The 15,701-nt window shown below is 62.1% G+C and carries 16 protein-coding genes and 1 pseudogene; 10 read left to right on the forward strand and 7 right to left on the reverse strand.

The features are described 5' to 3' along the window. Positions 1-74: 74 nt before the first annotated feature. Positions 75-275, forward strand: a pseudogene (locus ACMV5O_RS20520) (transposase); the annotation flags it as partial. A gap of 483 nt (positions 276-758) precedes the next feature. Next, positions 759-1,139 (forward strand): hypothetical protein, encoded by a 381-nt coding sequence (locus ACMV5O_RS20525; RefSeq protein ID WP_416165187.1) that lies wholly within the window; start codon positions 759-761, stop codon positions 1,137-1,139. A gap of 39 nt (positions 1,140-1,178) precedes the next feature. Here the strand turns inward: ACMV5O_RS20525 and ACMV5O_RS20530 are convergent, their stop codons facing one another. Next, a complete protein-coding gene (locus tag ACMV5O_RS20530; RefSeq protein WP_416165188.1) occupies positions 1,179-1,517 on the reverse strand; it encodes a hypothetical protein in 339 nt (112 codons plus the stop codon). 379 nt (positions 1,518-1,896) lie between these two features. On the opposite strand from ACMV5O_RS20530, the gene ACMV5O_RS20535 reads away from it, so the two are divergent. The 3 genes from ACMV5O_RS20535 (at position 1,897) to ACMV5O_RS20545 (ending at position 3,456) form a co-directional block, all read left to right on the forward strand. After that, entirely contained in the window at positions 1,897-2,811 is a 915-nt protein-coding gene (locus ACMV5O_RS20535) for a DNA-binding protein (RefSeq protein WP_416165189.1), read from the forward strand. Between the two features lie 136 nt (positions 2,812-2,947). After that, the gene (locus ACMV5O_RS20540; RefSeq protein ID WP_416165190.1) at positions 2,948-3,187 is read left to right on the forward strand and encodes a helix-turn-helix domain-containing protein; all 240 of its coding nucleotides are present in this window, start codon (positions 2,948-2,950) and stop codon (positions 3,185-3,187) included. Next, complete coding sequence (locus ACMV5O_RS20545; RefSeq protein ID WP_416165191.1) at positions 3,184-3,456, forward strand: hypothetical protein; 273 nt, start codon at positions 3,184-3,186, stop codon at positions 3,454-3,456. Before ACMV5O_RS20540 ends, ACMV5O_RS20545 begins: the two co-directional genes overlap by 4 nt. A 1-nt stretch (position 3,457) precedes the next feature. Here the strand turns inward: ACMV5O_RS20545 and ACMV5O_RS20550 are convergent, their stop codons facing one another. From ACMV5O_RS20550 to ACMV5O_RS20575, 6 genes are all read right to left on the reverse strand, one after another. Further along, positions 3,458-3,964 carry a thermonuclease family protein gene (locus ACMV5O_RS20550; RefSeq protein WP_416165192.1) on the reverse strand — a complete coding sequence of 169 codons (507 nt, stop codon included), beginning with the start codon at positions 3,962-3,964 and terminating at the stop codon, positions 3,458-3,460. After that, the gene (locus ACMV5O_RS20555; protein ID WP_416165193.1) at positions 3,958-5,385 is read right to left on the reverse strand and encodes a hypothetical protein; all 1,428 of its coding nucleotides are present in this window, start codon (positions 5,383-5,385) and stop codon (positions 3,958-3,960) included. The genes ACMV5O_RS20550 and ACMV5O_RS20555 overlap by 7 nt, the downstream gene beginning before the upstream one ends. A gap of 205 nt (positions 5,386-5,590) precedes the next feature. Then, positions 5,591-5,896: a hypothetical protein gene (locus ACMV5O_RS20560; RefSeq protein WP_416165194.1), complete on the reverse strand. Its 306-nt coding sequence runs from the start codon at positions 5,894-5,896 to the stop codon at positions 5,591-5,593. Positions 5,897-5,968: 72 nt separating this feature from the next. Continuing rightward, complete coding sequence (locus ACMV5O_RS20565; RefSeq protein WP_416165195.1) at positions 5,969-6,493, reverse strand: metal-dependent hydrolase; 525 nt, start codon at positions 6,491-6,493, stop codon at positions 5,969-5,971. Next, entirely contained in the window at positions 6,490-7,233 is a 744-nt protein-coding gene (locus ACMV5O_RS20570; RefSeq protein ID WP_416165196.1) for a TolC family protein, read from the reverse strand. The genes ACMV5O_RS20565 and ACMV5O_RS20570 overlap by 4 nt, the downstream gene beginning before the upstream one ends. Continuing rightward, positions 7,230-7,919 carry a hypothetical protein gene (locus tag ACMV5O_RS20575; RefSeq protein ID WP_416165197.1) on the reverse strand — a complete coding sequence of 230 codons (690 nt, stop codon included), beginning with the start codon at positions 7,917-7,919 and terminating at the stop codon, positions 7,230-7,232. Before ACMV5O_RS20575 ends, ACMV5O_RS20570 begins: the two co-directional genes overlap by 4 nt. Positions 7,920-8,114: 195 nt before the next feature. Here ACMV5O_RS20575 and ACMV5O_RS20580 point away from each other — a divergent pair, with 195 nt between their 5' ends. From ACMV5O_RS20580 to ACMV5O_RS20600, 5 genes are all read left to right on the forward strand, one after another. Next, positions 8,115-8,816: a hypothetical protein gene (locus ACMV5O_RS20580; protein WP_416165198.1), complete on the forward strand. Its 702-nt coding sequence runs from the start codon at positions 8,115-8,117 to the stop codon at positions 8,814-8,816. Positions 8,817-10,937: 2,121 nt separating this feature from the next. Beyond that, a complete protein-coding gene (locus tag ACMV5O_RS20585) occupies positions 10,938-11,447 on the forward strand; it encodes a hypothetical protein (protein WP_416165199.1) in 510 nt (169 codons plus the stop codon). 154 nt (positions 11,448-11,601) lie between these two features. Continuing rightward, entirely contained in the window at positions 11,602-12,267 is a 666-nt protein-coding gene (locus ACMV5O_RS20590; protein ID WP_416165200.1) for a recombinase family protein, read from the forward strand. Positions 12,268-12,358: 91 nt separating this feature from the next. Beyond that, the gene (locus tag ACMV5O_RS20595) at positions 12,359-14,488 is read left to right on the forward strand and encodes a site-specific DNA-methyltransferase (protein WP_416165201.1); all 2,130 of its coding nucleotides are present in this window, start codon (positions 12,359-12,361) and stop codon (positions 14,486-14,488) included. A 3-nt stretch (positions 14,489-14,491) separates the two neighbouring features. Beyond that, a partial coding sequence (locus tag ACMV5O_RS20600) for a DEAD/DEAH box helicase family protein (RefSeq protein ID WP_416165202.1) occupies positions 14,492-15,701 on the forward strand: 1,210 nt, incomplete at its 3' end.

The raw sequence follows: 15,701 nt of genomic DNA on the forward strand, positions 1-15,701 counted from the left end.
GCATGTCAATCATTGTGCTGGGCTGGCACGACAAGGCATAGCGTACGATTTTTTCCGTTTCGTGAGCTGACCCCTACCTGCCGCCGTACTCGCCGCATCTGAACCCCGATGAAACGGTCTGGGCTCATGTGAAGCGGAAGGTTTCGCGCCAGTTGGTCGAGAGTGCCGAGGAGATGAAGCGGCTCGCACTCGGTGCATTGCGCAGCATCCAGAAGCTCCCTGAACTCGTGAAGTCATTTTTCAGGCAGCCAGAGTGCCGCTATATCCTGGAATGACTCTACTTATTGAAAAGTTAGTAACCCTGTGGACGGCCGCAGTTGTCCACGCATAATCGCCCCCCCCGCGTACGCATAATCACCCCCCCCTTCAGGGCAGGTTCTACGCATAATCGCCCCCCCTGCGTACGCATAATCACCCCCCCCCTAAACCTGTAAGGTTGCCTTTAAGGTTTTAGCCTTTAATAAATGCCTGTAATAGCTGGCTCTTCTTGGGGATAAGTTGCAAATCCGAACCGGGCGAGGGGCACCCCTTCGGGGTTCCCCCGGCAAGCCGGCCCCCCCTCCCCATCGAACAGGCCCCCCCAGGGGGGCCAGTAACCATCCCCCCCTCCCGCAGCGGCACCTCTCACGCCGTTACACCCGCTCACGGCCCGCAAAGGCAGTAAAAAGCGTCTGCAGAAGAGCAGAGAAGTACGCCGGCTGGTGCCTTTGCTGACTCCACGTTTGTCCGGCACCGCCGCTGGGAGGAAAATCCGGGGTTTGGCATTCGTCGAGCCCATTCCCATGCCGAGCAACACCTATCCGCTGCATCAAAATGAGATTCCACTGATCCTGGACGGCGAACACCTCGCCTCTTACCAGGTCGAGCGGCCAGCCCCGCAATGGTCGCAAGATGACTGCGTGAACTATGAGTCGGCGCGTGAGCTCATCGGCCTGATGATGGCGTATCGATCGGAGTGGATTTCTCGCGAGCGGCTCAGGCCACAGCCCGACCTCGCGCTCGTCGCAAGCTGGACCGCCGAGCGCAGCGCCTACGCTGCAGAGTTGCGCGGACTGGACGTCGGCGATCGTGACAACATCGCCCGGATACGCCGCGACTACGGGGCCGAGGCCCGCCGCCTGGCCGCTCTCGAGCGCTGATAGTCGGGGGGCGTCTCAGAAAACGGAAAATAAAGCACGCTAAGCCGAGTCCGCCTTGTCGATTGGCACCGCCCACCATTCCTGTGCGTGCTGAGCCGAGGTCGGCCAGTTCGAGTTGTCTACCTGAAACCCGCGCAGCAGCAGCCCGCGCGGCGTGATCCGCAGCACCTGGACGTCGAACAGCGGCGGCAGCAAGCCGCGCTTGGCCGAAGTCCCCCAGCGTTCCCAAAGTTGCGCTGCGTGCAGTGGTCGCCTCTCGGCGGTTCCGATCGGGATGTCGCCGATGCTCAAGGTGCCGGTGATGCCCGGGTCGGCCAGGCATGCTTCGCGCGGGCGCCGCACTCCGGCCACCATCAACTGGATGACTCTGACGTGCATGAAAATGCTGTAAAAAAATACAGCGATTTTCGCCCAACGTGGCCGGTTTGGGGCGGCGATCGACTGCCTTTCCAGCGCTACCGCGGGTACCGCCGTTGTTCAAGGCGTGCCCGGTGCCGTCGCTTGCGGCGTATTGCGCTTCGACCGCGGTCGGCAACGAGGCTCCGACGTTAATACAGCCCGTCTGAGCCGAGATTGATTCCCGCCAGACTTCCTGCCCTGCCTAATCCCGCGTTTTAGGCTCCTGGCCCGTGAAATAGACCGTGGTGCCACTCCAAAATCCCTAGGGCATCCTCGAGGGCACCGGCTAATAATCGCTTGCATAATCATAATAATCTTATTATTATGATTATTATCTATCTCGCCCGGAGTCTTGCACATGAACTCGAACCTTCTCCTCGATGCTCGCGAACGTGTCTTCGCTGCGGCAAGCCAGATTTTCGAAGAGTCCGGCCGACAGACGATGCCCACGGTCGACCAAGTCCGTCGCTTGGCCAAGGTCGACATGCACGCCGCAACCGCGGCGATGCGCGAATGGCGTCGCCAGCAGACCGCCCAGGCGGCGCCGATCGCTGTCGCCGTGCCCGAGGTGGTCGCCAAGGCGAACGAGCAGGCGATCGCCCAGCTCTGGACTCAGGCCCAGGAGCTGGCGAACCAGTCCTTGCGCGAGGCGCAATCGGCGTGGGATGCGGAGAGGACTGAGCTTGACCAGATGCGCGTCGAGCTTTCTGATGCTTTCGAGGCCCAAGCCGACGAGCTCGAACTAGCCAAGTCACGCATCGAGGCCCTCGAGAACGAGGCGCGCGAGACGGCGGAGCTCGCTGCGGCCGAACTCCAGAAACTGCGCGACGAACTCGACCATGTGCGGGGTGAGATGGGGGCTGCCACCACTCGCGCCGAACGTGCCGACGCCACTGCGGCAGAACTCGAACATCGCGTTGCCGATCTGCGTGCGGAGCTCGACCGTGCGCACGCCGATGTCGACCAAGTTCGCGCCGAGATCAAGCGGACGACAACGGATGCAGAGAGCTTGCGCAACGAGCTTGCCGCGGTGAAGGCGAAGGCTGAAGCCGCCGATCAGGCGCACCAGGAGCACCGTAAAGAAGCAGCCAAGGAGGCGCAGCGCTGCGCTGAAAAGGTGGTCGCCGCGGAGAAATCGCGCGACGCGCTCGCTAAGGAGGCCGCAGCTGCACGCGAAAGCGCCGCACGTCTATCCGGTCAGCTCGAAGCTGTCCAGGCCCAGAACGCCGCGCTGATAGAGACCTTGCGCGGCAAGGTCTCTGGCAATGACTGATCCGGTCATCACGGCCTGGCAAGTCGGCAATTGCGATGGGTATCAGCCCCTCGGCGCAGACTTCAAAGCAGCGCCTTTTAATGACAAAACGGTTATGATGTAACGGTATAAAAGATGGGTTGAAGCTATGAGCGCAATGCCGAAACTGATGTTTTCAGATCCTGCCGAGATCCGCGCCTTTCGGAAGAAGCAGGCCATGAACCAAGCCGACTTCTGGTCAAGGATCGCTATCACCCAGTCCGGAGGGTCGCGCTATGAAACCGGGCGCAACATCCCGGATACGGTCAAGCTGCTGCTGCACATTGCCTATGCGCCGGAGCATCGCGCTGCACGCCTGGTCGATGCGCTCAGGGGCAAGAAAGGAGAACGCTCATGACACGCAAGCACTGGCCGCCGACGTGGGGTGCAGACTTTGCGGCGCTGCTGAGCTTTCGCGAGGTCCGTGCCATCGAAAACGGCAGTACGGTGATCCTGGTCGGCGCGGACAACGCAGCTTTTGCGATCGTGCCGGTAACTATCGAGCTGGGTGCATTGCAGGCCACCTTGCCGATCCTACGCGAGAGCTTCGATATGGGCGTGAAGGTCGGGCGCGATGCGCTGGCGGCGCAGTTTCGCGAGCTGCTCGGGGTCAAGCAGCCCGACTGAGTTACCGCTTGGTCTTCCTGAACTCCCACGGCGCAACCGGCGCCCGGTCGGCCCACAGCCCGACTCTGTTTTCGCGCGCACGCGCTTCCGCCTGTGCGTAGCGCCTCCGATCAGCGGGCCGCTGATCTCTCTCGTAGGCCTTGTAGTGCCAAGCCATCCCCGCTTTGACCTGGGCGAGGTTCGCGTCGATACCGCCGACCTCGATCGTGCAGATCGCTCGCCTGTAGCGGTCCGTCTTCGGGCAGTAGGCGATGACGTGTTTGTCGAAGACGAGCCCGGCCAAGTGCTGGCGGGAGCGGTTCCCGAACGCCTGCCGACGCTCGGGCGCATCGATCCCGGCAAGGCGGATCTTGTGCTGCTGCAGGCTGCCGTCGAGCAGGGTCACGGTGTCGCCGTCGGCGATCGAGACGATACGGCCGGTCAGCGTTCTTGCGTCAGCGTCGCTGATTATCAGAGTCAGAAGCGCCGCTGCAAAAAACAGCCCTCTTCCTGCATGTCTGGTCAGCACCCTCCCGAATCCCATTCCCACTGGCCTGATAGGCCGTTGTACTTGCGCTGTGCTTGGAAGCGAACCTGCTGGCCATCGGAGTAGGTGCGATAGCAATCACCGTTAAAGCAGCGGGTGTTGCAGGTCGTGTAGCCGGGTTTTGCTGCAGGGCGTGCGGGGTAAGGCGACTTCTGCTGTTGTTTCTGAGGTGCAGGCTTCTCCGCCTTTTTTGCGGTATTCGCTGCCTTGAAGGTCTTGGTCATCGTTGGAAGCGGCTTGCCAACGCTCCACTCGCGGCTGAGTGCTTGGCCCTCCTCGATCTGGGCCTGCGTCATGATGCTCGAGATGGCCGCCCGATTTTCGACCGCCGTCTCGTTGCCGTGAGCCGCCGCAAGGTTGTAGAGCATGTAGGCGAGCACCGTGTTTTCTGGAACCCCGTAGCCGTTTCGATACATGAAACCAAGGTTGTTCAGTGCGTTTCCGTACCCCTGTTCAGCTGCCTTGCGGTACCAGGTAACAGCTTCCTTGTGGTCCTGTGGGACCCCACGAGCGTTGTCGTACATGATCCCAATGTTGTACTGCGAGGCTACGTCACCTTGCTCTGCGGCTTTCCTGAACCATGCTAGAGCTTCTTTGTAGTCCTGGAGTACGCCCTGCCCGTTGTGGTACATGACCCCGAGGTTGCGCTGCGCGACTGCGTGCCCCTGCTCGGCGGCTTTGCGGTACCACGCAGCAGCTTCCTTGTAGTCTTGGGGTACGCCCTGGCCACTGGTGTACATGTGTCCGAGGTTGTTCTGCGGAACTGAGTACCCTTGCTCTGCAGCTTTGCGGTACCAGGTAGCGGCTTCCTTATCGTCCTGGGGTACGCCCTGGCCGTTCTCGTACAGGACTCCGAGGTTTGTCTGCGAGAACGGGTGGCCCTGCTCACCAGCCTTGCGGTACCAGGAAGCTGCTTCCTTGTAATCCTGCGGTACGCCCTGGCCGTTTGCGTACATGATCCCGAGGTTATACTGCGCGCGCACATGCCCTTGCTCGGCAGCTTTGCGATACCAAAAAATGGCTTCCTTGTGATCCTGGGGTATGCCCCGGCCGTTGTCGTACATAGCTCCGAGATGGAACTGCGCAACAGCGTTCCCTTGCTCGGCAGCCTTGCTGTACCACCTAACAGCCTCCTTGTGGTCCTGCGTTACGCCTTCACCGGCTTCGAGCAGCGCCCCGATTGCGCCCTGTGCTCGCGCGTCTCCCTGTTCTGCCAACGGCGTAAGGAGGCTGTATGCAGTTCTGCGGTCCCCAGCCTGATATGCCTTAACGGCATCGTCGAAAGTGTCTGCTTGAAGTGCTCCGTTTGCTGTAATGCATGAAACGAGTGCGACGATTCGAAGCATTTTTCTAGTATGACAGCGCAACATCTTCTGCACCTTATGGGAATAGGTAAATGGCATTTTATGCTGATTTTATCAGCTGCCGTGTTTTTCAATTCCAAGGTCACAACGACCACCGTGCTGAAAATGTGTCCGTCCGCGCTTCCAGTCGCCGAGTAGCCTTGTGCACCGGTCTGACTAAAAAACGGGAACTCACGCTCACGTCATCGTGAGCAATTCATGCATCCGTTGACAGGCCGCGCAGCGAGTGATGGCTGGTCTTCACTCATAGCACTGGCAGCACCACGAGCGCCACGGCCGAGATCGCGCACAAAGCCGTGAGTATTTTCAAGGTGGCTCTTTCCCGACCTGGTTCGTGTCGCACTAACAGGAAGGTGCCTGTAAGCAAGATAACCATGACAAATGCAATAACTACGGCGGCGCCGAGCGTTGCGTAGCCGCGGGCCCCTTCGAAATCGCTAACCCATAGGGTAAGAAAATAGGCCAGTGGTATGGGCGTTAGCAGGATCGACAGAATCGAGAGGGTGAAGAAGGCCAGTCCGAAAAAATACTTTGGAAATGGCTTTGTCATGTCAATCCTTTGCATCTAGATCAGGTGGCGGCCCGATTTAGAGAAGAGAGTCCGGGTAAGGCAGGCATAGGTTCAAAACCACTCGAACCTCCGTGCCCGCCACTCCGCGCCGTCTACCAGTCCCTCGCGGTACAGCGCCGGCCAGTTGCGGAAGAACGGCAGAAAGCCCGAGTCCGGCCCGCGCATGAACACCACCAGGCCGCAGATCAGCACCACCACCCCGCTGAGGACGTACTCGCCCATGCCGCCGGTTCGCATCCGGCCGCCGAGTAGGGTCGTGCGCCGGTCCGACCACCAGGTCACCGGGACGCCCGTCACGGTGAGCGAGTCCTGCAGCCAGTGACAGATCGCGCCGAGGGTGAAGGCTAGGCCCCAGCCGCGGAAGTCCCACACCAAGCCGAAGAAGGCCGCTGCGGTCAGCCAGGTCAGAAGCACGTGCGTGATCGTGCGGTGCTTCACCTTGCGGCCGGCGGCGGTGCCGCCGATCCACTCCAGCCAGTCGGGCGAGGTCGAGCCGAGCATGGCGAGCGGGACCATGCCGGGGTCGATCACCGCGGCGACCGAGCCGGCGACGGCGACATGGTTGAACCACCTCATGTCCGCTCCTGAATGACGCGGTCGATCGCGTCCTCGACGTCGGTCCGGTCAACGCACATGCCGATCAGCACGAGCTTCGCCGCGGTGAGGTCGGCTGAGACCGTCAGCAGCGTCGACTCCAGCCCGGCGACCTTCGCGATCGCATCGATCTGTTCCCGTGTCTCGGCGACGCCGGCGATCACCCGCCGGCTGCTGCGGTCCTCGATCGAGCGCCAGAGGCTGAGTTCGCGCCGTGCGATCGCGCGTGCGGCGAGCAGCTGCTCGATCTTGCCGACGTTCTGCGCGATCACGTTGCGTCGCATGGCTTCGCGTTCGCGCTCCCGGTCGAGCTCGAGCGAGGAGTAGAGCGGGATCCGGGCGACGACGCCTGCATAGGTCGAAGTTTCGGCCGATTGCACCAGGCTGTTCGTATCGCCCTGCTTGTTCGCGTAGCGCGCCTCGAGTGCAACCTCGGGCTTCCACCAGGATCGAGCCGGGAAGCAGGTGATGACCAGGTCGTACAGTCCGCGCGCATCCAGTACCGGCGGACGCTCGAGCGCGCCGGTTGGCGGTTTCTCTCGCGCGTCCTCGCTCGCACCATCGAACCGAGGCAGGTGCCAGGGCGGTGCCGGGCGTTTCTGCGGCTCTGCTTCGCCAGCGTAGGCCATGCTCGCAACCAAACCGATCGCCAGCAGCGTGAACCACCCGATGCACAGCAGCCAGAAGATGATTGCAAATCGAAGGAAGGGCGAGAGCTTCATGATTGCTTTGCAGACCGGGCGCCGCGGCCGAGTAGGTGAAGACCGCCGACGACCGCCGCGACCGGCCAGGCGCCGGCAGCGGTCGCCAGCACTGCGACCATCCAGGCGATCACGGTGGTCATGTCGTAGGGCGCATCGCTGTCGAGATGGATGTGTTCGGGTGCGCGCGACTGGAGTGCCATGCGCAGCGTGATCGGGATCCGGCCCTCGGTCGTGGTGGTCGTGACCACGCGCCCGGCGCCGCGTACGACCTGCACCATGATGTCTGCCTTCCGGCCGGTGAGTAGGTGTGCGTCGTCGATCAGCACTGCAGCGCGGTTCTTCTCGACCCAGGAAATAAGCCGATCGGTGCGCTCCCAGGTGCGCAGCTTGTTCCAGCGCTCGCCCTTCTCTTCGACGTAGGCCTTGATGCGCTCGTCTTCGGCCCACGCCGAAAGCGGCATGTGCGCACGCAACAGGATCACCGGGTGCTTTCGCCAGATCCCCGGCGCCGCTGTATGAACGCGGGTGATCCACCGCGTCTTGCCCGACGAGTTCGCCCCGCTGACCAGCCAGTCGGTTTTGACCGAGAGCGCTTTCTCGTCGAGGACGGGACCGTACTTGCGCGTTTTCGTGCGTACGAGCGGGACGACCGAGCGGACGCCGTCGTTCCTTACTCGTCCGCGCCTGAGCTTCAAGATCAGCACTTCTCTCGCTCCTCGTCCTGGTTCTTTTTCGGCCCCTGCGCGCAGCGCGGCATGTCCAGAAAAACGCAGCGCTGGTGTCCATTTCGAGCGCGCGCCGGGCCGCAGGCTTAGGGGGAAAAATTCTGTGAAGGGGGAGTGTCCAGAATACCTTAATATCCTGTTCAGATAATACGTAGGTATAAACTGGACACTTCGATGGCGCGCATGAGAGAGCACGGGACGAGCACAGGCAGCGGATCGAGAACTGTTTTTCGGACCTTCGCCGCGGTGATGCTGGCCGTGGGATGCCTGCAAGGATCTGCAGCCAGGGCCCAGGCCACTCCGACCAAGCCCGCCGATCCGGCCGTGACCGAGCGTGCGATCGAGGCGCTCGTGACGTGCGAATGGCCGGCGTTCGATCGGTCGCCGGAAGAGAATCGCGCGCTTCATTACGAGCTCCTGCACCTCTCGGCCGAGGCTGCCGAGAACATCAGCTCTGGGGATCCGCTCGGCGTTTCTTTCCTGAACGGGTACTCAGCACTGGGGATCGAGTTCGAGCAGATCTATCTGCTCGGGTGGGATGTTCGCGCCGCTTCGATGTCCTGGGCACCGCGTGCGACGGCCGCCGAGCTGATCGCGCTGCTGGAGAAGCGTGGCCACGTGTTCAAGCCCGATGGAAACAAGGTGTTCCAAGGCCAGACGAGCGAACAGCCTTCGCGCAATGGACGCATCCGGATCGCTGTCGCTGCCGGGAGGCATAACCCGGTCAAGAAGCTGAGCGACGAAGGCGTTACGGTGATCTGCAGCTCGATCGTGTCGCCAGAAGTGGAGGCCGCAGCTCACGCGAGAGCTGTCGCTGAGATGGTCGAGCGTGCGCGAGCGCTCGACGAGGCCCAGGCCGCTGACCGCGCCCGCTGACGCGCGCGCTACGTCCTGCCACCCCGGGCGCCTGGACGTTGCCACCCGACCGGCGTGCCAGGCCGGCGATACCCATGCCCGCCTGTCCCGCCTACGCCTCGCGCACCGTCCGCGCCCGCTGCCGCGCGCGCTACGCCGTGCCTTCACCGAGCTCAGCCTCGAGCGACTCCACCGGCTGCGCGCCCCGGCTGCGCCCGGGCGCGCAGCCTGCCGAATCGCACCTGGCCCGGCCGGCCCCCTGCCGGCCGTTGGCCCGGCACCGGGCGGCCTACGCCGCCGCCGCTCCACCGCCGCGCGCGTTCTCCACAGTTTCTGTGGTCAACTGCCTGCACTTCCCCGCCCGACCCGCGCCGCTGCTCGCATCCAGCGCGTGCCCGCAAAATAAGCGCCCTATCCACTCGGCATGATCTACCTGCGGTGCAGACTCATTCGGGGGGCTGCCGCTGCGCGGCACCGGGCTGCTCAGGGCTCCGCTTCGCTCCGGCCGCTGCGCGGCACCTGCGGTCCCTTCCCATCCCTGCCCCCTGCGCGCTCCGCTTGCTGGTGGAACTCGACCGCCCGCGCGTCGCCGGTCCCGCTGCCGCCGGCCCGGCGTTGAACCGCCGTCGCCGCTCGACGCTCCCGCCCGTGCCATCCGACCGGCGGGCCAGGCCGGCGATACCCCTGCCCGCCTGTCCAGCCTATGCCTCGCGCACCGACCGCGCCCGCTGCCGCGCGCGCTACGCCGTGCCTTCGCCGAGCTCAGCTTCGAGCGACTCCACCGGCAGCCCGGCCCGGCTACGCCCGGCCGGCCAGCCTCCCGCCCCGCGCTCTGCCCGGCCGGCCCTCCCGCCGGCCGATGGCCTGGCGCCGGGCGGCCTGCGCTTACACCCCGCGCCCGCTGCTGCGCCGGCCTCGCCCACCACCACCAGACACCCGCCCACGCTCCCAGGCGTACGCCGGCGCAGGGCTGCTGTGGCTATATGTGCGATATCGTTTCAATATCAAAAAAATATCAAAATGATGGTATTACGATAGTGAAAAGGTGAATTCACCGCGCCCGTGACCGTCGGTGATCTCGGCTCGACGCTCTTGATCCGTCGCGGCCGAATTCGGGCTGCTCGAGGTCCAAGGCCGGCGATGCCACGCACCCAGCCAACCCCGACGCCGCTCGACCGCTTGCGCAGGCGCCGGGCCCGCGCGGCGGTTCCGGGCTGTCACGGCGCGTGCTTGCTTATGCACTTTACATAACAGGCGATTACGTCCGGGGCCGCTTCGCTTGCGCTGCGGTCGCACGCTCCCTTCGCTTACCCCTGCCCTAATCCCTGTTATGTACAAGGCCCTTCGGGCAAGTGCATTCGCCCGCACGCGCCGCGCCAGCCCTCCACCGCCACGCCAGCCCGGCGCGGATCCGCCGGCGCCGCTTGACGGCCTGCAGTTTCATCCAGGCCCGCTATCGCAGGCCTGCCCGCAGCCCACCACCGCCGCCGCTCGACGGTCAGCGCGTTGCGCTCGGCCAGCCCCGTCCGCCCTGCAGTGCGCAGGGCGCCCGGCGCACGCCTCGTGCATGCGCCCGTGTCGCCGCTCACCGCTCGTCATGTCACCCGGCCCGCTATCGCAGGCCGGCTCACAGCTCCCCTGCAGTTCAGGCAGCGCCACCGCTGTCGCGGTCGCGCTGCCAGGTGTGGGCGCACGGCTTCCGCTTCGCTCCAGCCATGCCCCGCCACGGCCCCCGCCCGCCCACTCTGCGCGCTGCCCCGGGGGGCGCGCGCAGCCCCGCCCTGGTTGAGGGTGTTGCGGTCATTCTCGGTGTCGGTACTCGGGGTCTCGTGCCTTCGGCCGGCGTCGGCGCAATGGGCGGGGACGTGGTCGGGCTGGGCGTGTCGGGAGGCGGTGCGCGCTGCATCGCCGTAAAACCGTGGGCGCTGCCCACACCTGCCCCTGTCGCGGGGGGCTCGGGGTCTGGGGGTCAAAGGCCACCCCCAGCCCTCCGGCCCAGCGTATTTTCCCGGCGCGGCGTCAAGGGTTCGCGCCTACGGCGCCCGGCTGCGCCGGCCCTTGACGCTGATGAGCTCAGTGCTCGTGCGCATAGCTATTCAGGATATAAGGCATCTTCCCGTTCGATCGAAGAGAAGGTCAGGCATGAAAAGCTCATGGCAAGTTGCTACAGCAGCAGAGGCGTTTGCGGCAGCCCAGTTTGCGCGCTGCGGGTGGGATATCTCCGTTCAGTACGGAGCCAATCAGCCTGAGTATGACCTTGTCGCCGTCGATGGCGACAAGGTCATGAAGATCTCGGTGAAGGGAAGTAAGGACGGCGGATGGGGGCTGACGCAGTCATTCATCCGCAATGCCGACTATCACGGCGCGATCGACGCCTGGCTGCAGAAGCACACTCGGAAAACAGTGTTCTGCTTGGTCCAGTTCAAGGGGGTCACTGCAACTGAGCTGCCCCGCATGTACTTGGCCACGCCGGCCGAGATCGGCGCTTGGTTGAAGGCTGCCGCGGCAGGCCGCGGCGACACGATTCTTTATGAGCGGCACGTTTGGTCGGATCGCGCGCGCGCTGCGGGCACGGTGGACGAGATCCCGGGTTCATGGCTTTTTACCGAAGAACGGTTGGGCCAGATCGCTGCTCAGATCGCCATAGGGTAGGTGTTCTAGGCCGCTCAGCAGGAGTGCCTTTGGTGTCCGACTTAAACGATGGTTTTCCCCGGACACCGGGCCGTGCCCAGGTTGAACGCTATGTGTTCAGATAAAAGGCTAAGATCGCTTTTTTCTGAACACTCGCCGAAGCTGGACACTTCGCATGGCCAAAGACCCCAAGGATCCGGGAACGCTCGAGCTCCCGACGCTGCCCTCGCCCGTCGTCGTCGCCTACCTTCGGGTCTCCACCGACGCCCAGGATGTAGCCAATCAAAAGCTCGGGGTGCTCGAGTATTGCGCACAGCACGGCTTCGGCGCGCCGCTCCTCATCGAGGACACGGTGTCCGGCAAAGTCGATTGGCAGAAGCGGAAGGTCGGCGAGGTCCTGCACGCGATCCCGCCGGGCTCCGTCCTCGTCGCGGCCGAGATTACCCGCCTCGCCCGCTCGACGCTCCAGGTGCTCGAGATGCTGAAGCTCGCGGCCGAGCGCGAGGTTTCAGTTCACGTCGTGAAGAGTCGCCTGGTGCTCGATGGGTCGTTGTCGTCAAAGATCACCGCGACCGTGCTCGCCCTGGCGGGCGAGATCGAGCGCGAGTTCATTGCAGCCAGGACGAAGGAAGCGCTGCGGCAGCGGAAGGCCGCAGGTAAGCAACTCGGGCGCACACCGGGAAAGGCCGAGCGCTTGGGGCTCGACGCGAAGGCTGCAGAGATCGACAAGTATCTGGCGATCGGGCTGAACAAGCGCGCGATCGCGAAGCTGTGTGAGTGCTCGCCAGGCACGCTTTACACGTGGTTGGAGCGCAGAAGGCCGGCGGTGTTGGACAACTAATTTGAAACCAGTACCCAGAATCAAAAAAGGTGAATGTTGATGCAGTTTTTCAGAAGCCCGCGCCAGGGGCTGCGACACACAGGGAGTCATCATGTCCAGACTCACTGATCTGATCGCCCAAGCTAAGAACAAAGATCCCCAGATGGGGGCCGACCTCGAGCGCGAGTTTCGGGCGCTCTCGTCGCGCCTACCGTTTGGCTTGAACTTCGAGCGCCATAGCCCCGAAGCGGTAGAACTTCCGCTGCGGTCTGTTCGCAAGGGCGACAAGGTGCGTGTGTTACCTCCACGGGGGACGGTCAAGAAGGGCGACCAGCGGCTATGGCAAGTCGTCGCTTTGCATAGGACGCAGAAGAAGGCCGATCTGAAGCTGATAACCAGGGCAGAGGATGAGACGGCTGAAACACAGACCGTGGATCTGGCCGATTTGGTGGTCGTGGCCGAGTTCAGGGACACGATCTATCCAGGTCTGATCAGCACGGGCAAGGTGCAGCGTGGCGGTGAGAAGCCCTTTCACACCGTTATCAACGGCGAGAACTATCACGTTCTGAAGGCCCTGACCTACACGCACCGCGGCAAGGTTGACGCCATCTACATTGATCCGCCGTACAACACTGGCGCGAAGGACTGGAAGTACAACAACGACTACATTGAGGCCGAAGATTCGTACCGGCATAGCAAGTGGTTGGCGATGATGGAGCGGAGGTTGCAAGTTGCCAAGGTGCTGCTGGATCCTGTTGGCTCCGTGCTTATTGTTACGATTGACGAAAAGGAATACCTACGGCTGGGGCTTTTGCTTGAACAGACGTTCGAGGGCGCTCAGATAACAATGGTATCTTCGGTTATAAATCCAAAAGGAACCGGCCGTTCTGGGGATTTTGCTAGGACTAATGAATATATTTACTTTGTCCGTTTTGGATTGATGAGGGTTGGTACAAGATCGGATCAAAGTGATGTTGGTTCTGAAGTTTCTTGGGAAACAATGCGCCGCCGGAATCTCGCTTCTGTTAGGGGAAGAAGGGGGAAGGGTGCCTGCGGTCCGAATCAGTTTTACCCGATTTTCGTTAATGAAAAAAATGGTGCGATTGTGGGTCGTGGTGATCCTTTGCCCCCAGACACAGCAAGGGATTCAATAGATCCGCCAAGCGGTTGTATAGCAGTTTTCCCGGTTCGGCCAGACGGCACTGAGATGAACTGGGAGTACACAGACACGGCGTTTGATCAATGGTGGCCGCAAGGTTTTATAAGGGCTAATGGAAAAAAGGATGAGCCGCAACGTTACATAATTCAGCACTTGCCAAACAAGGCACGTCAAGAAATAAAGACAGGGACGGTGCAGGTAGAAGGCACTCGCGGAGACGGTTCGGTAATAGCAAAATACACAGCGGCTAGCTCGAAGACGGTTACAACTCAGTGGGAATTCACATCGCACAGCGCTGAGCATGGTGGGACAGGAGTATTGAAAGCACTAATTCCTTTGCGAAGATTTCCATATCCTAAGTCACTTTTCGCGGTTGAGGATGCGCTGCGACTATTTATAAAAGATCGGGCAGAAGCGATCGTCGTTGACTTCTTTGCTGGATCAGGCACCACTGCTCACGCAGTGATGCGCTTGAACCGCCAGGACGGTGGCAGCCGCCAGTGCATATCCGTTACGAACAACGAAGTTGCGGCAGAAGAGCAGAATGCTTTGCGTGAACAAGGCTTACGGCCAGGCGATGCTGAATGGGAGAAGTATGGTATCTGCGACTACATCACCAAGCCGCGTGTTGCTGCAGCGATCACAGGAAGAACGCCCGACGGCGAGCAGATCAAGGGTGACTACAAGTTCACCGACGAATTCCCAATGGCGGAAGGTTTTGACGAGAACGCCGAGTTTTTCACCCTGACTTACGAGGCTAGAAGCGCGGTCAACCACAACCTCGCCTATGCCCGCATCGCCCCATTGCTGTGGCTTCGTGCAGGGGCGCAAGGCGCACGGATCGACAAGCTTCCGGCTTCCGGCTGGGCAGTGGCAGATACCTACGGGCTGCTGACCGACATCGATGCAGCCACGCCTTTCGTAGCCGCTGTGAGCCAGGCCGAAGGGCTGCGTATCGCTTACATCGTGACCGATGACGACAGGCGCTTCCAGGCTATCGCCAAGCGCCTGCCCAAGGGCGTTGAGTCCGTGCGGCTGTATGAGTCGTACCTGACCAATTTCAGCTTTGCCAACGGGGAATAAGGCATGAAGTTCACCCTCAAAGATTACCAGCGTGACGCGGTCCGCGATTCGCTGGCTAATCTGAAAGACGCTCAAGACGACTGGCGCCGCAAGTCTCGAAAATGCGCTTTCTCGCTGACCGCAGTGACTGGCGCAGGTAAGACCGTGATGGCCGCCGCCGCGCTTGAAGCGCTGTTTCACGGTGATGACGAACTCGACTTCGACCCGGACCCCGGCGCAGTGGTGATCTGGTTCAGTGACGATCCTTCACTGAACGAGCAGACACGGTTTCGCCTGATGGAGGCCAGCGACCGTATCAACCACAGTGACCTGGTGGTGGTGGAGAACACCTTCAACCGGCCGCGGTTCGAGTCCGGAAAAATCTACTTTCTCAACACCCAGAAGCTGGGCAAGAACAGCTTGCTCGTGCGCGGGCATGATCCCGAGGATCTGGCGGCGAAGGCCGGCGATCTGTTGCCCGAAACGCGGCCCGACCTCCGCGCTTTCACCATTTGGGACACAATCAAGAACACCATCGAAGACCCGACGCTGACGCTGTACCTGGTACTAGACGAAGCGCATCGCGGCATGGGGACCCCATCAGCCGCCAGCCAGAGCAGTAAAACCACCATCGTTCAAAGGCTTATCAACGGTTTCGGTAGTGTGCCTGGCATCCCTGTCGTGTGGGGGATCTCCGCGACAGTCGAGCGCTTCAATAAGGCGATCGAGTCTGCCGGCCGGCACATCAAGCTGCCGAACGTGGTGGTGGACGCAGCAAAGGTCCAGGAGTCCGGTTTGATCAAGGACACCATCCTGCTGGACATCCCCGATGAGGTTGGCGACTTCGATACGGTGCTCGTGCGCCGTGCTACCGACAAGCTGAAGACCTCGACGGTCGCTTGGGTTGAGTACGCCAAGCAGCAAGACGAGGCTAGCGCAGTTGTGCCGCTGATGGTGCTGCAGGTCCCCAATACGCCGGACCCGAACGAGATCGGGCGGGCACTCGATACTATCTTTGAGCGTTACCCCGAGTTGCCCCACGCCAGCGTGGCGCACGTGTTCGGCGAACACACCACCCAACGCTTCGGCAGCCACGAAGTGCCTTACATCGAGCCGCAGCGAGTGCAGGAATCCACTTGGGTGCGCGTGTTGATTGCTGTTAACGGCGGTTCATTCCCGCACAAATCCGGCGTCAACGCCCCTCGAAGCACGCCGTCACCGTCGTGTCGTGTGC

Origin of the sequence: Thauera sp. WH-1 (assembly GCF_047806685.1) — a bacterium.
GTDB lineage: Bacteria > Pseudomonadota > Gammaproteobacteria > Burkholderiales > Rhodocyclaceae > Thauera.

What these genes read in the sequence shown, in the direction of transcription:
- ACMV5O_RS20530 (WP_416165188.1), bottom strand. Translation starts at nt 1,517, where the DNA reads ATGCACGTCAGAGTCATCCAGTTGATGGTGGCCGGAGTGCGGCGCCCG.
- ACMV5O_RS20535 (WP_416165189.1), top strand. Translation starts at nt 1,897, where the DNA reads ATGAACTCGAACCTTCTCCTCGATGCTCGCGAACGTGTCTTCGCTGCG.
- ACMV5O_RS20540 (WP_416165190.1), top strand. Translation starts at nt 2,948, where the DNA reads ATGCCGAAACTGATGTTTTCAGATCCTGCCGAGATCCGCGCCTTTCGG.
- ACMV5O_RS20545 (WP_416165191.1), top strand. Translation starts at nt 3,184, where the DNA reads ATGACACGCAAGCACTGGCCGCCGACGTGGGGTGCAGACTTTGCGGCG.
- ACMV5O_RS20555 (WP_416165193.1), bottom strand. Translation starts at nt 5,385, where the DNA reads ATGCCATTTACCTATTCCCATAAGGTGCAGAAGATGTTGCGCTGTCAT.
- ACMV5O_RS20560 (WP_416165194.1), bottom strand. Translation starts at nt 5,896, where the DNA reads ATGACAAAGCCATTTCCAAAGTATTTTTTCGGACTGGCCTTCTTCACC.
- ACMV5O_RS20565 (WP_416165195.1), bottom strand. Translation starts at nt 6,493, where the DNA reads ATGAGGTGGTTCAACCATGTCGCCGTCGCCGGCTCGGTCGCCGCGGTG.
- ACMV5O_RS20570 (WP_416165196.1), bottom strand. Translation starts at nt 7,233, where the DNA reads ATGAAGCTCTCGCCCTTCCTTCGATTTGCAATCATCTTCTGGCTGCTG.
- ACMV5O_RS20580 (WP_416165198.1), top strand. Translation starts at nt 8,115, where the DNA reads ATGGCGCGCATGAGAGAGCACGGGACGAGCACAGGCAGCGGATCGAGA.
- ACMV5O_RS20585 (WP_416165199.1), top strand. Translation starts at nt 10,938, where the DNA reads ATGAAAAGCTCATGGCAAGTTGCTACAGCAGCAGAGGCGTTTGCGGCA.
- ACMV5O_RS20590 (WP_416165200.1), top strand. Translation starts at nt 11,602, where the DNA reads ATGGCCAAAGACCCCAAGGATCCGGGAACGCTCGAGCTCCCGACGCTG.
- ACMV5O_RS20595 (WP_416165201.1), top strand. Translation starts at nt 12,359, where the DNA reads ATGTCCAGACTCACTGATCTGATCGCCCAAGCTAAGAACAAAGATCCC.